The sequence below is a fragment of the Chroococcidiopsis sp. TS-821 genome (assembly GCF_002939305.1).
Classification (GTDB): domain Bacteria; phylum Cyanobacteriota; class Cyanobacteriia; order Cyanobacteriales; family Chroococcidiopsidaceae; genus Chroogloeocystis.
Map to the genome: position 1 here is coordinate 19,838 of NZ_MVDI01000002.1, position 13,812 is coordinate 33,649.

Genomic DNA, 13,812 nt, shown 5'->3' on the forward strand with positions numbered 1-13,812 from the left:
ATGAACTAGTATTTTTTAAAACTATAGATATGCTTACTAAGCAGCACTTTTAAAAATAAATTAACTTGTATCTTGATTTACAACCTAAACTTTATTATAGTCTTGTTTAAGAGGATGCATAATACTAATTCGTAATTCGAAATTTATAGTAGTTGCTTCCGGCACGCTACGCGAACGTAATGACAAAAGCCGGACAGTGTATGGAATTTGGAGCGTGCAACTATCGTCAGAATGCGCGAGAAATGGTATAGGAAGTGTTAAAGACGCTGAATTAACCTCCTAAATCAACAAAGGACAGCTTTCTTCTACACGTGACAATGCCTTCAGTTAGACTAGAGCGAGTAGCTGTTTGTTTTAAGACCCTAAAACATCATCAAGAGAAATTAGTGAAGCCTTTGTGCAAAAGCGATCGCCTCTATTGTCGGTAGACCTTCGGGTTTAATCCAAGCAATTTGTTGAATGCGGCGCTGACGGGCATACTCGCGAATTGTATCAGGATCGGCATCGCTTAAATTCATTTCAACGCGTACAAGATGTTGCGAAGTGCGTAGTTTAGCTGCATAGGCAAAGGCTGCGGTATATGCTTGGGGCGTTTCGGGAACTACTAACCAATGACTTGCAGGAGTTGCATGGGGAAGTTGTTGCGAGGGCAGTAGAACTTGATGTAAATCTTCGATATTGAGCGAAAATCCAATTCCTGGAATCATTTCAGCTTGCGGGTGGTAGAGTCCTAGAAGTTGATCGTAACGTCCGCCTTGTCCAATAATTCTTGCTGGATGAGTATTGCTGACGACTTTGAAAACAATTCCGGTATAGTAGTCAAACGTTTGGATCAAACTTAAGTCGAGGATAATTGCTTGTGATGATATGGGAAAGCATTCATCTAATAAAGCAAGTAATGACTTCAAGTAGTTGAGTGCTTCTGTTTGAGGTATTTCTAAATCAAGCGAGGCGAGTTTTTGTAAGATATCAGCAGGACGTCCGCGTAAGTCAAGCATCACCAGCGCGCGATCGCGTAGTTCGTGACTAAGGGGTAAAGTTTCTAGTGTAATGCGGTCGAGGTTGGCGATCGCATAGCGAACTTGTTCGCGCAAATTTGCTGGAAATGTTGATAATAGCGATCGCGCGATACCGGCTTCGCCTAAAATCAGACACCAGTTATTTAAACTAAGTTCTTGCAGACACTCAGCAAGTAACAGCAAAATTTCAGCATCTGCTAGCCAACCTTTAGCACCGAGTAATTCGACGCCTGCTTGATAAAATTCTTGTTGCTGATTGTGGTTGCTGCTCGATGCGCGGCGAAACACATTAGCATTGTAGTACAAGCGTTGCGGATACATCGATCCTGCCATGCGCGTGACGGCAGCGCGGGCGATAGATGCGGTAAGTTCGGGGCGCAGTCCGATTTCGCCTTCGTCAGATTGTAGTTGAATCAGTTGCGATCGCTCGACTGCACCACCTGCCATTAAGGTATCGAGGTGTTCTAAAGTTGATGTAATAATGCGGTGATAGCCCCAACGGTGAAAGACTTGCTGTAGTCGTTCTTCGATCCAACGTTTTTGTGCGACATCTAGAGGTAATAAATCCCGCGCCCCTGCTGGCGATTGATAGACCATTATTTTTTCTTCCCGCCGAATAAACCACCAAACAAACCACTACCCCCATTATTGGCTTTGCCTGAACTTGGCTGCGAGACCGACGTTGATTTTGTACTCGCAGTTTGTGTTGCTTGATTGAGTAATTTCTTTGCTTTGAGTGCCATTGGTTCTTGAGGGTTCAACTGCAATGCCTTATTAATATGAACCTTAGCCATAGTGACTTGATTTTGCTTCAAATACAAGACTCCCATTAAGCTATGGCAACTACTATTGTTGGGTTCTAACTTCAGTGCATCTTGTAACTCAATTCGCGCTTGTGTAAAGTTATTATTTTCCATAAAAGCTTGCGCGCGGCGATAATATTGTTCCACAGCGCTTGTGGGTTGGGGTGTAGGCGTTGGCTGTGGTGTTTTATGGGGATTAGGATTAATACGAGTTACGGGTTTGGGTTGCTGAACGCTAATAGCACCTTTGCGCATCAAGTATACTAAATTGAGTTCGCTAAGAGTGCCAATAATATCGAAAACTTGCTCAAAATTTTCATACTGCTTTACGGCTAACTGCTGAAGTGAAGTTTGATAAGAGTATTCAATATCGCTTGCTTGCGCTAACTTTTGTGCTAATTTAGATTTCAATTCAACGGTACTTTGTTCTTGTGCGAGACGCTTGCTCATCTCTCGCAGCACGACAAGATGCTCAGCACGGTTACGATCTTTTGAAAATTGTTCGTAGGCAGGATTGACAATTTTTGAGAGAAGTTGATTGGCGAGTTGTTTCGCTTCTGGTGTAACTGCTGCACAACTATCGGGGTGTAAACGACGGGCTATTTGCAGATAACGCTTGCGGATTTGATTGAAATCAGCATCGACAGGAACGCCTAGTACTGCATGGTGGTCAGTTACATCATACTGAAATAAGCCACGTTCGATTTTAAATGACATAGAACCTTGTGCCACCGGCAAAGCCTATAATTTGTTTCTAGTGTACTGCGCCATATTTCCTAAGTTGGGGATTCATAGCTAAAAGCGCAATCGCTTTTGTTACTATTATTCCCTACCAAGGTTAAAGAACGAACGTGCAATAATTCATTGCTCAAGGCTGCGTGCAGATAGCCATTTGTTGCTAGAATGCGCCCTGATGCCATGTCAAACGCACTTTGATCGTAAGCAGTGACTTTTCCTCCTGCTTCTTCGAGTAAGACAATTCCCGCCGTGATATCCCACGGTGACAGTCCGCGTTCCCAATAGCCATCTAAGCGCCCACACGCAACATAAGCTAAATCAAGCGCAGCGGAACCACTACGGCGGACGCCTTGCGTCAGATGCGTCAGATGACAAAACTCGGCATAGTTGTTGTCTAGTGTTTCGCGGCGATCGTAGGCAAAACCTGTGACTAAAAGGCTTTTACTTAGTTCCTGCGTTTGGGAAACAGAAATTGGGCGGCGATCGCGCGTCGCGCCTAATCCTCTTGCAGCCCGAAATAACTCTTGATGAAAAGGATCAAAAATTACGCCTACTTGAGGAACTCCCCCCACAAGTAACCCAATCGACACGGCAAAACTTGGGTATTGGTGCGCGAAATTAGTTGTACCATCTAAAGGATCGATCGCCCATAAATAATCGCTATTTGAATTTCCGACATTCCCCGATTCTTCGGCTAAGATTCCATGTTGCGGTAAGTGACGCTGTAGCACGTCTAATATCACGGTTTCGGAAGCTTTATCAGCTTGGGTTACTAAATCTCCAGGGCGTCCTTTTTCAATAACACCATCTAATGCACCATAGTAACTTTGAATAACCGCACCAGCAGCTAGCGCGGCTTCTGTTGCAATATCTAGATAAGTTTGCAGTTGGGAAGTTGAAGGATTCATGATTGACGGCGAAATTCGGCTGGAGTAAAACGCATTGGTTGAGCGGGATTCCAAATTCCCCGCCCCATGAGTCTAGCTGATTCTTGCGCGCGATTGAGTTGCTGAGTGTATTTGTCATTAGGGTTTCTAGCAACAGCTAGAACATATCCCTGTGCGACAAGCCATTCGTTTAACAATCGTTTGTCATGCCAAACATACGCTTGATAGCGTCCAAAGCGGTCTTTTTGTTGCACGTCAAACTCTAGCAGAACATCGCTGCCTTGAACAATTTTTTCTAATTGTTGTTTTGCCGTTTGTCCCCATGGTTGTTGTTGCAAATCGGGTGCGTCTATGCCGATGAGGCGGACTCGTGCATTAAAATTACGTTGCGCCTCTAAGCCAATGACTTCAAGTGTATTACCACTAACTACCCGCGTTACTTTGACAATTTTGCCTTGCGGTGTAGTCTCCGGTTGACAACTTTGTGTTAGCACCAATAACAGCAGGATAACAAGTCTATTCAACCAAGGTCGGTAACACATCATAACTTTTAGCCACTGGCCACTCATGACTAACTACTAATCTTCATCTAACGGTAAACCCGCCCGCACTTTTCCTTTACCAAAATAACGTCCAAATTGTAGTTCATAGACTTCGTCTTCGTCTTGGGTTTCGACTTCTAAATCGGAAAGTGGGTAGCTGACACACAACAACGCATAGCCTTTGGCACGTAATTCGGGAGATAAGCCCATCGCTTCGGGTTGGTAGATTTCTCCCGATCGCACGCGTACTGCACACGTCGTACAAGCCCCATTACGACACGAAAATGGCAGTTCTACGCCCTGATTTTCGGCGCTTTGGAGGATGTAGCTATCTTCAGGAACTTCGAGCGTGTAGTTCTTGTCACGCGCGCGATCGCGAATTTTAATTTTAAAATAACGAGTCATGAAGCTTAAGAATTATCTATTCTTGCTGAACGTACATGACTTCATTGTATAATTAGAATTTGTGACACCTGGAGAGGTGGCCGAGTGGTTGAAGGCGCAGCACTGGAAATGCTGTTTGGGGGTAACTTCAACGAGGGTTCGAATCCCTCCCTCTCCGTTTAGAGAACAATTTGTGGAACTAGTTTGGTTTGTGTATTTATCATCGTTAAATATCCAATCCCTAAAAAGTCGCCGCCTTCCTGATAAATCCGCAACGGTGAGTTTGATGGAAGACTGGTGATATCGCAAGCAATTTTTTGCCCTTGACACCATTTTTGGGCGATCGCAAAGGGTAAGGTGACAGCAGGAAGATGCTGTAATGCTTGTGTTGGTGGAATTGGTTGAAAGCTTCCTTGTTGAATTTGAGCTTCTAATTGCTCAAATGTTAAGCTATCTGCAATTTCAAAACCACTGCTGTGCGTGCGGATGAGTTTAGCTAAAGTTCCTCCAGTTTGTAAGACTATACCTAAGTCGCGGGCGATCGCGCGAATATAGGTTCCTGTACCACAGGCGATCGCAACATCAATCTCTGGAAAGTCTCCTGGTCGCCAGTCTAAAATTTCAATGTGAAATATTTCTACACTGCGTACAGGAATTTCAACATCTTCCCCTGCGCGGGCAAGATCGTACAAGCGTTTTCCTTGAACTTGGATAGCACTATAACGCGGTGGTATTTGCTCAATTTTGCCTTGAAATTGTTTGAGCGCGGTTGTGACTTGTTCCAAGCTTAAATCAGACACTGGCTGTGAACTAATAATGTCGCCTTCGAGATCGTCAGTTGTTGTTGTTATTCCTAGCCGAATTGATGCTTGGTAAGCTTTTTTGGTTTGTAGAAACTGTAATAATCGAGTTGCTTTTCCTAAAGCAATAGGTAAAACACCTGTAGCAGCAGGATCTAATGTTCCCCCATGTCCTACCCGCTTCATCTGTAGTAATCGCCGTACTTGCGCTACACAGTCGTGAGAAGTCAACCCAGCAGGTTTATCTAAATTCAGAAACCCTAGCACAATTAATTACAAATCGTAGAACTATATTCGTGATTTATCTAAAACAGGAAGAAATGAACTAGCGAACAAGACAGCTTGGGCGCGATCGCGTAAGTGTAATTTAAAATACTCGTAACGTGATTTTTCACGGTTGTTTTTGAGACATAAAGTGCTTGGGCAATTTCACAATTGCTAGCACCACGAGCAATTAAGCGTAACACATTAATTTATAAATAGTAGCTCACAGTATTAAGAGTTGAACAATAGGTTCTTATACTAATTCGTAATTTGTGATGTATAGTATTTGCCTTTGGCACGCTGCGCGAAGGTAATGACAAAAGCTGGACAGTGTATGGCATTTGGAGCGTGGAACTGTCGTCAGAATCCGCGAGAAATGGTATTATTCATAATCTACGCGATCGCGTTTCTTCACCAGAGACTTTTGTTGCATTTTTTTGTGAGTTTGGTACTAAAGTCATATGATTTTTAGTGCTTCGTTACTAACATTTTGGGAATTTAGATCCATGCAGTGAATGTCAGCAAGCTTTTACTATTAAGGCATTCTGAGATCTTGCAGCATTCTCAGTTAACCCAACAACCCGCCCGGGAATTAATTACCACGCTCATAGCTCAAGCCCACTCAAAGTGGGCTGCAAGGCTGATTCAGTCTTTTGCCCAAGAATGTGTATCTATAACATAAGTAAGCAACGTAAGTTATTAAGAATTATTTTTAAATCATATAACGCGCTTGAACCTGAGTTAAGTTTTTACATTTCGAACTTGCAATTTCACGATCGAATTAGGGGTAACTTTACTTCTTATGTATAAAATTTACTTTCAGAGATTTCTATAAGTTGTTTACCTAAAAGTAAAGTACTTAAACGCTAGTTAAATTTTTGTAATTGTGCAATGCGAGGATCGATAATTTTTTGACCTAAAGTGGGAAATTTAATCGCGACGGATACTTTATTTCCAGAACCGAAAACATGGGTGATTTCACCAACACCAAACGTTTTATGTAACACGCGATCGCCGACTTGCCAATTTTGCGAGCTTGTATTCACAGGAGTTGCTGCTACTTGTTTACTTCGCGAAGCAATACTCGGTGGTTTCGTATAACTGCGACTCACAGGTTGTCGCTCTGCGAGTAATTCTTCAGGTAACTCTGTCAAAAACTGCGAACGAATCGCCGGTTCGCGCGAACCATAAAGCCGACGTTCTCGTGCGTGTGAAAGATACAATAGTTCTTGCGCGCGAGTAATGCCAACATAACATAAACGCCGTTCTTCTTCTAAGGCATCAGGATCGTCTAAAGAGCGAAAGTTGGGTAATAAACCTTGTTCCATTCCTACTAAGAAAACTACAGGAAACTCTAACCCTTTAGCTGCATGTAATGTTAGTAATGAAACAGCTTTTTGTCCTTCTTTTAAATTATCTAAATCAGAATTTAATGCGGTGCTAGCTAAAAAAGCTTCTAAAGAAGTATCTTCACTTTCTTCTTCAAATTGAACAACAGCATTATAAAGTTCTTGTAAGTTTTGCAATCGTTCTAAACTTTCATCAGTACCTTGGTTTTTCAAGTCTTGAATATAACCTGATTCTTCCATAATTGCTTGCACGATGACTGACGCCGGCGTGATATCTACTTGTTGTTGCCAACGACCGATCAATTGCGCAAAACTCGTCACGCCTTTTACCGATCGCCCTGCTAGAGTACCCGCCGATGTCTCATCGCTGATAATTTCCCAGACAGGGATGCTTAACTCTTGCGCCGCGCTGACCAAAGCATCAATTGTTGCTTTTCCAATACCGCGACGCGGTGTATTAATCACGCGCAGCAAACTTACGGTATCTGAAGGATTAACAATGACTCGCAGATAGGCAAGAATATCTTTAATCTCTTTGCGATCGTAAAACTTCAATCCACCAACGATTGTATAGGGAATACCCCATCGTACTAAAGTATCTTCAAATGGTCGTGATTGCGCATTCGTTCGGTAAAGAATGGCGAAGCTACCCCAGTGAAAATCAGCATAACGGCGTTCTAAATTCTGAATTTGATTAATAACAAACTGCGCTTCAGCAATTTCATCGTCGGCTTTGTATAAATAAATTTGTTCGCCAGCCCCGCGCGTAGGTTTGAGAACTTTATCGATGCGTTGAGTATTATTTTCGATTAGTTGGTTTGCTGCTTGAAGAATATTTTCTCTAGAACGATAGTTTTCTTCCAGTTTTACCATGGTGCGGGTATCAGCATCAGGTAATCCATCGCCAAAATCAGATTGAAATTCTAGTAAAATTGTAAAATCTGCCATGCGGAAACTATAAATTGACTGATCGGCATCACCAACAACAAATATCGAGCGGTTTTGCCAATTCCAATTGTGTTTATTAGTTTCGCCATTGGTAACAAGTAACCGAATTAAATCGTATTGCGTGCGATTGGTATCTTGATACTCATCGACTAAAATATGTTGAAATTTGCGGTGCCAATAGCTTAATACTTGTTCGTTTTGTTGAAAGAGTTGGACAGGAACGAGAATGAGATCGTCGAAATCTAAAGCGTTGTTTTCTGCTAAAGCGTTTTGGTATTGACTATAAACTTCAGCAATGACTCGACCGCGATAGTTCGGTTGCTGGTACTCAAACTCTTGTGGAGTTAATCCTTGATTTTTCGCATTACTAATTGCATAGCGTACCGAACGCGGTTCAAACTTTTTATCGTCTAAATTGAGTTGTTTTGTGACTATTTGTTTGACAAGGCTTTGCGCGTCAGATTCATCAAAAATTGAAAAATTGCGATTCCAACGTCTTCCTTTTTCATCTTGATATTTTTCAATATCGAATCGCAGCACGCGGGAAAATAAGCTGTGAAAAGTACCAATCCACAAATCTTTAATGATAGTTTTGTACACGCGCGATCGCAAACTTGTCTGTTCGTGCGGTGCTAGCGCTTCTAGGGGCTTTCCATAGTCGCGCATCGCAATTTGTTGGGCAAACAGCTTCTGGATGCGTTCTTTCATCTCCCGCGCGGCTTTGTTGGTAAAGGTGACAGCCAAGATGTTTTCAGGAGCGACGCGGTGTTTCAGGATCAGATTGGCAATTCGGTAAGTCAGTGCTCGTGTTTTACCAGAACCTGCGCCAGCAACTACCAACATTGGACCGCAGAAATGTTCTACAGCTTGGCGTTGACTCGGATTAAGGTGGCTGAAAAAATCAATGGTTGTCGTCATGGGTGTCAGAAGTGCGATCGCGCTTAGGGCTGCAAAAGATATATCCTGTCTGACCTATAGTACAAAACTTATGATATCTTGATAGCTTCTTACTTGAAACGTTGCCGCGTTATAACAATCTACCGACGACAGACTGTATTATATACTACTAAAATCTCTGCGAGTTAATTCTGAATTATCGATCTTTAGCAAACATTAAGCTTACTTAACTTCAGTAGTATCACTGTTATTATTCTTTGATATAAAATATTTACGTCTGTTTTTCGGTAGATTTCGCATTTGTATGTCATCTACTGTTTGATAGCCTTGATCGCATTCAACCGTTTCATCTTGTATAAAGAATAACAAATATGGGAACATCAGATACGCCTTTGTGGGTTCAAGACAGAGATACAGTCATTGCAGAAGGAAGTAATGTTGAGTGGCGTTATGGAGAACCACCAGACTACTCGCGTAACAATGCAGCACTCAAAGAGCAAAGTCAATACAATCATATTGAAGGTTCTTTAGAGGCGATCGTACAAAACCTTGTCCGAACTTTTGAGATGGAAGCCTCATTTAAGACGAATCCTCAACAGTGGTTATCGATTGTTGCTGATAAGTTTCGGATGCGGACGAATACACAACCAGAGTACACTGCTGAGGATATCGTTGCGGCTGGAACTTATAATTTATTTTTAGGAGAGTCTGAGCACTACAGTGCAAAAGCTGAGGATTTTGAATCATCAGGAAAAATTTTTCACGAAGCCTTTCCTAATGGCTTTTTATGGGAAGTTATTGAGGTTTTAGCCGGACCGCCTAATGTGACTTTCAAGTGGCGTCACTGGGGAACTTTTAGCGGTTCTTACAAAGGATATGAACCCACAGGAGAAGTCGTCGAAGTTGTTGGAATTAGTGTGGCGCGAGTAACTGATGATTTGAAAATTGAATCATTAGAACATTATTTTGATACGAATTCTTTCTTAGGAAAATTGACATCGGGTGGAAAGGCGATCGCCAATGGCTGTCCTTTTCATCAACAAACATAAAGATTGACTTTAAAGTTACGCGCGATCGCCTTCTATAGCACCAAACGCGTATTAAAGGCGATCGTTTTTTGTCTATTCTATGCTTCGCACATACTTCGCGAACATATTTAAGCGCATCGTTGGTTGATTGTTCAAATTTTTCTTATTCAGTTTCTTAGTTAAATTACCATTCTGAAACTTCCTTCCACTGAGAAACAACTTGTCACGAATATCGCGTCATTAATCTCCGTAATTCCTGTAACTGGTTTCTCGGAACAAAATGTAAAAGAATCGCCATTAGCTAAACGCAGCTAAGTTGGTCAAACTAGCATATTTTATCTGTGTTTTGCTTGGCGATAGTTGTTCGGACTCATACTAAATTTACGGCAAAAGGCTTTCGTAAATGCACTGCGATCGCGATACCCCATACAGGCGTTTGGTAATTCCCGCATACAGACATTGCAGAATTTGCTGTAACGCTATCTGTATTTGTGGTGTCACTTTCCCGTAACGATAAAAATAGTGTTGATGCGGTTGCTTAAATAGATGAAGTAACTCTGGGGGAGTTTGTTCGGTTGATTTGGCAAGATACGACTGAACTAATTTTGGTGCAATATGGACATCAACAGCTAACATCCTTTGCTGCATCAATTCTTCGCACAATCCACCTGTTGCACATCCACTTCCGCAAAAGCAATACAACCTAGAACAAACCTGTTCGTCATTATTGTTGTAGTTTCCTGAAAGGAGAAATCCGCACTGGATAGGATGTTCGCGTACATCAACTTTTTCAATTACATTACCGTGTAGTTGATAGTCATCAATTCTAATCTCGATTCCTTCTTGATACTCAATGTTGCGTCGAAAACCTTGTCCTAACTTAGATGGATACCTCCGAATAACATCAAAAGGATCTAATGCGTCGGCGTGTTGTAGTGTTGGATTGGCTTCTTGCCAAAGTTCTCCTTAAGATTGTTTCTACTGGTCTACACTTCTAGGAAACGTCGTTGTTTATCTTGGTAAGCTGTGGTTTATAGACCGCATGGTTTGGCTGTACGAAGACATGAAAGACACCAACGCAGAGTATCATAGCTGGTTATACTAAATATGTTTGCACGACAATAAATATTTGCATTAGTCCACTTGCGTGGAATACCCTGCGGGAAGCCGCTATGCGTCTATGTTTATTCAGCCGCGACTTCGGTCGCCAGGCTCAAGTTATATTTAAGTGTTTTCATGCAAGATAGCGATGTCATCGTCATTGGTAGCGGTATCGGTGGTTTAACCGCTGGGGCTTTATTGTCGCGTTATGGTAAACGAGTCATTGTTTGTGAAAGTCACAATATCCCTGGTGGTGCAGCACACAGTTTCACCCGCCGAGGATTTACCTTTGACTCTGGTCCTTCATTTTACTGCGGTTTGAGTAACCCAAACAGTTACAATCCCTTACGACAAGTTCTAGACGTATTAGGAGAATCAATACAGTCTATCCCGTATGACCCACTAGGACATTACCACTTTCCTGAAGGGACTTTTGCAGTTCATAGCGTAATTGAGCAGTATCTTGAAACAGTAGCTCAAATCACTCCCCAAGGTGCAAGGGAACTACAGCGATTTACGCAACGCTTGCTCCCACTATACGAAGCTTTACAAGGTATTCCTACTCTTGCTTTAAGAGCAGATTGGCAACTGATTCCGACTTTACTAAAATACTTGCCATCTGTACTCAAAATGCTACCGCATCTCGGAACAATTCAAAGTTCCGTAGGGCAAGTGATGGATCGCGAAGTACAAGATCCTTGGGTACGACGCTTGATTGACTTGGAATGCTTTTTACTTTCTGGTTTAAAAGCGCATGGCACGATCGCTCCTGAAGTTGCATTTATGTTGGGAGAGCGATCGCGCGTCGGAGTCGATTATCCCATCGGTGGTAGCGGGGCGATCGTTGATGCTTTAGTACGCGGGTTGCAACGTTGGGGTGGTGAGTTGCGCTTGGGAACTCATGTCGAGCAAATCTTAGTATCTAATAAAGTTACTGGGGTACGCTTACGTAATGGTGAAATTTTGAAAGCCCCCGTAGTGATTTCCAATGCTTCAATTTGGGATACTTACAACACTTTATTGCAACCGCATGACTTACCGAGTTCCTATCGTCAAGCTTCTTTAAAGACACCAACGGTAGATAGTTTTATGCATCTTCATCTGGGTATCAAAGCTGAGGGTTTAGAGCATTTGACAGGTCATCATGTCGTCGTTCGCGATCCGCAACGCGATATTACTGAACCTGGTAACACGTGCATGATTTCGATTCCCTCGGTGTGGGATGCAACGCTTGCACCATCAGGTCATCATGTTATCCACGCCTATACGTTAGAACCTTATCACTCTTGGCAGCGCGATGATGGTTATGAAGAGAAGAAAAAAATGCGATCGCAATCTTTATACAAAGCCTTAGAATGCATAATTCCTGATATTAGGCAACGAGTTGTTATAGAACTTATTGGTACGCCATTAACTCATGCCTATTATTTACGACGGTATCAAGGTACGTATGGACCAGCGATCGCCGCCGGTCAGGGGATGTTTCCTGGAGCTACCACGCCGATACCAGGATTATACCGCGTTGGTGATAGCACGATGCCTGGCATTGGCGTTCCTGCAGTTGCAGCTTCGGGCATTTTGTGTGCAAATACTCTAGTGACACCGCAACAAGTATCCGAGATACTTTCTACAGTATCAATAGGCAGGTATAAATGAATGTAATAAAAGTTGGTAACTGGTCATTGAAAGTAAATTACTAAGTGCTTTCCGCTTACCCATTACCTGTTACTAGATAATCAGTGGCTGGCTTCGTTCTAGTCACGACACACCAGCCACTCATCATTTTTACTTATCCAACAGTTGCTGAAAGCGGTTGAGTTGCTGCTTTCAACGCATCGACTTTATCGGTACGTTCCCACGGCAAATCCAAATCGGTGCGACCAAAATGACCGTAAGCTGCGACGTCCTGATAAAAACGTCCGCCTCGTTCAGATGGTAGCTTTTGCAAATTGAAAGTGTGGATAATGCCCGCCGGACGAAGTTCAAAGTGCTGTTTGACTAACTCTAGCAAGCGGTCTTCTGCAACTTTGCCTGTACCAAAGGTTTCCACCATGATACTGACAGGTCGTGCAACACCAATCGCATAACTTAGTTGTACTTCACACTTATCTGCCAACCCAGCAGCAACAATATTTTTAGCGACATAACGACACGCATAAGCCGCACTGCGGTCTACCTTTGTGGGATCTTTGCCAGAAAAAGCCCCACCACCATGTCGCGAATAACCCCCGTAGGTATCCACAATAATCTTACGTCCAGTAAGTCCTGAGTCGCCTTGGGGACCGCCGATCACAAACTTACCAGTCGGATTCACTAAAAAGCGCGTACTGTCATCTGGTTTAATCGCAATATCCGCAAACACAGGTTCAACTACTGCTGTCCATAAATCAGCTTTGATTTTGGCTTGTACAGCGTCGGTGTCGGTGATATCGCCAATCGTTGCTGTATGCTGCGTAGAAATGAGAATGGTGTCAATTCCAACCGGACGTCCATCTTCGTAAACCACAGTGACTTGTGTTTTACCATCAGGACGCAGGTAAGGTAAATCTCCTGTTTTGCGTACAGCAGCAAGGCGACGGGAAATTCGATGTGCCAAACTGATTGGTAATGGCATCAATTCGGGTGTTTCATTGCAAGCAAAACCAAACATAATACCTTGGTCGCCTGCACCGATCGCATCAAATTGTTCATCGCTATCTTGTTCGCGACTTTCGTGCGCTGTATTCACACCTTGGGCAATATCAGGCGATTGTTCGTCTAAAGCAACCAAAACCGCACAACTATTGTCAGAAAAGCCATTATTCGCATCAGTATAGCCGATATCAGCAATTTTCTTGCGCGCAATATCAACGTAGTTGACATGGGCTTTGGTGCTGATTTCTCCGGTAATCAGGACTAATCCAGTATTGACGACAACTTCTGCGGCAACGCGACTAGTAGGATCTTGTGCTAGTAGCGTATCTAAAATCGTGTCAGAAATTTGGTCGCAAATTTTGTCTGGATGTCCTTCTGTGACTGATTCAGAAGTAAAGAAATAACGACGAGACAAGGG

General features: G+C 42.8%; 11 protein-coding genes, 1 tRNA gene and 2 pseudogenes. 4 read left to right on the plus strand and 10 right to left on the minus strand.

The window, feature by feature from the left end; genetic code table 11:
• Positions 1–383 precede the first annotated feature (383 nt).
• The 5 genes from B1A85_RS07750 to B1A85_RS07770 are packed head-to-tail and all read right to left on the minus strand — an operon-like array spanning position 384 to position 4,394.
• On the minus strand, positions 384–1,616 hold the full coding sequence (locus B1A85_RS07750) for an ATP phosphoribosyltransferase regulatory subunit (RefSeq protein WP_104546352.1): 1,233 nt from the start codon (positions 1,614–1,616) through the stop codon (positions 384–386).
• Positions 1,616–2,539: a J domain-containing protein gene (locus B1A85_RS07755; RefSeq protein WP_104546821.1), complete on the minus strand. Its 924-nt coding sequence runs from the start codon at positions 2,537–2,539 to the stop codon at positions 1,616–1,618. The genes B1A85_RS07750 and B1A85_RS07755 overlap by 1 nt, the downstream gene beginning before the upstream one ends.
• A 59-nt stretch (positions 2,540–2,598) precedes the next feature.
• Positions 2,599–3,468, minus strand: a complete 870-nt coding sequence (locus B1A85_RS07760; RefSeq protein ID WP_104546353.1) for an inositol monophosphatase family protein — start codon at positions 3,466–3,468, stop codon at positions 2,599–2,601.
• Positions 3,465–4,016 carry a thermonuclease family protein gene (locus B1A85_RS07765; protein WP_210404296.1) on the minus strand — a complete coding sequence of 184 codons (552 nt, stop codon included), beginning with the start codon at positions 4,014–4,016 and terminating at the stop codon, positions 3,465–3,467. The genes B1A85_RS07760 and B1A85_RS07765 overlap by 4 nt, the downstream gene beginning before the upstream one ends.
• A 9-nt stretch (positions 4,017–4,025) precedes the next feature.
• Positions 4,026–4,394, minus strand: coding sequence for a 2Fe-2S iron-sulfur cluster-binding protein (locus B1A85_RS07770; protein WP_104546354.1), 369 nt, complete (start codon positions 4,392–4,394; stop codon positions 4,026–4,028).
• A 70-nt stretch (positions 4,395–4,464) separates the two neighbouring features.
• Between B1A85_RS07770 and B1A85_RS07775 the strand changes: the two genes are divergently transcribed.
• Positions 4,465–4,551: transfer RNA gene (locus B1A85_RS07775), tRNA-Ser, on the plus strand.
• A gap of 1 nt (position 4,552) precedes the next feature.
• On the opposite strand, the gene truB is transcribed toward B1A85_RS07775, so the two are convergent.
• The 3 genes and pseudogenes from truB to pcrA all read right to left on the minus strand — a co-directional run bounded on the left by truB (position 4,553) and on the right by pcrA (position 8,652).
• On the minus strand, positions 4,553–5,440 hold the full coding sequence (gene truB, locus B1A85_RS07780; RefSeq protein WP_104546355.1) for a tRNA pseudouridine(55) synthase TruB: 888 nt from the start codon (positions 5,438–5,440) through the stop codon (positions 4,553–4,555).
• A gap of 21 nt (positions 5,441–5,461) precedes the next feature.
• Positions 5,462–5,640 (minus strand): annotated as a pseudogene (locus B1A85_RS07785) (response regulator transcription factor); the annotation flags it as partial.
• Between the two features lie 663 nt (positions 5,641–6,303).
• A complete protein-coding gene (gene pcrA, locus B1A85_RS07790) occupies positions 6,304–8,652 on the minus strand; it encodes a DNA helicase PcrA (protein WP_104546356.1) in 2,349 nt (782 codons plus the stop codon).
• Between the two features lie 341 nt (positions 8,653–8,993).
• Between pcrA and B1A85_RS07795 the strand changes: the two genes are divergently transcribed.
• Complete coding sequence (locus B1A85_RS07795) at positions 8,994–9,680, plus strand: ester cyclase (RefSeq protein ID WP_104546357.1); 687 nt, start codon at positions 8,994–8,996, stop codon at positions 9,678–9,680.
• 360 nt (positions 9,681–10,040) lie between these two features.
• Here the strand turns inward: B1A85_RS07795 and B1A85_RS07800 are convergent, their stop codons facing one another.
• Complete coding sequence (locus B1A85_RS07800) at positions 10,041–10,307, minus strand: hypothetical protein (protein ID WP_146087153.1); 267 nt, start codon at positions 10,305–10,307, stop codon at positions 10,041–10,043.
• 346 nt (positions 10,308–10,653) lie between these two features.
• Between B1A85_RS07800 and B1A85_RS26045 the strand changes: the two are divergent.
• Together B1A85_RS26045 and B1A85_RS07805 are read left to right on the plus strand one after the other, a co-directional pair.
• Positions 10,654–10,764, plus strand: a pseudogene (locus tag B1A85_RS26045) (DUF6653 family protein); the annotation flags it as partial.
• A 131-nt stretch (positions 10,765–10,895) separates the two neighbouring features.
• A complete protein-coding gene (locus tag B1A85_RS07805) occupies positions 10,896–12,416 on the plus strand; it encodes an NAD(P)/FAD-dependent oxidoreductase (protein WP_104546359.1) in 1,521 nt (506 codons plus the stop codon).
• A 133-nt stretch (positions 12,417–12,549) separates the two neighbouring features.
• Here B1A85_RS07805 and metK read toward each other — a convergent pair whose 3' ends face one another.
• Positions 12,550–13,809, minus strand: coding sequence for a methionine adenosyltransferase (gene metK / locus B1A85_RS07810; protein ID WP_104546360.1), 1,260 nt, complete (start codon positions 13,807–13,809; stop codon positions 12,550–12,552).
• Positions 13,810–13,812: the final 3 nt, after the last annotated feature.